The organism is Brevibacterium samyangense (genome assembly GCF_039529845.1).
Classification (GTDB): domain Bacteria; phylum Actinomycetota; class Actinomycetes; order Actinomycetales; family Brevibacteriaceae; genus Brevibacterium; species Brevibacterium samyangense.
The window spans coordinates 1-710 of the sequence record NZ_BAAANO010000047.1; the positions used below are offsets into that span (position 1 = coordinate 1).

At 63.2% G+C, this 710-nt stretch carries 1 protein-coding gene; it reads right to left on the minus strand.

The genetic code is table 11. The features are described from left to right. On the minus strand, nt 1-710 hold a 710-nt coding region (locus ABD172_RS15190), incomplete at both ends, for an IS1634 family transposase (protein WP_344311050.1).

Here is a 710-nt window from a genome sequence, read left to right on the forward strand (position 1 = left end):
TCGGGATCCCAGACGGGCTCGGCTTTGAGGTTCTTCGAGTTGCCGGACTTCGACCGCCCATCCCTCGGGGTGATCGTGTCGATGAGCTGCCCGTCGTAGAAGTCTTCGCCGTACCAGTGGAAATGCGACTGAAGATCCAAGGGTGCTTTCGTGGTGCGGGCGCCGACGATGAACCGCAACCCCGCCTCGTCCAGTTGCCGCATGTTCGCTGCCGACAGCATCCCGGCGTCCGCGACGATGACCATGTCCGCGATGCCGTGGCGTTCCTGGAATTGCTTCACGATCGGCAAGAACGTGTGGGTCTCGGCTTTGTTCCCTTCGAAGCAGCCGATCTCGAGGGGGAATCCGTTCCGGTCGACGAGCAGCCCGACGACGATCTGCGGATCGACCCGGCGTTCTTTGGAGTACCCGACCTTCCGCAGCCCGTCCTCTTTCTCAGCTTCGAAGTACAGGGTCGTCACGTCGTACAGAATCAGGGATACGTCCCCGTGCGTGGCGGCGTGAGCGAAGGCCGCGGTGGCGATCTTGTTCCGGTACTCACCGGTGACCGCGCGAGAGAGCGTGCGTTTGCGCGTCGACAAGCTCGCCGTACTGCGCCCGAGCTCACCGAGCACTCGGTCGACGTCCGACAGAGATGTTGGTTCGACGACCCGGGCGATCACGAGGTCGCGGAACACGGAGTCGTCGACCGTATCGAATCCGAGCGAGCC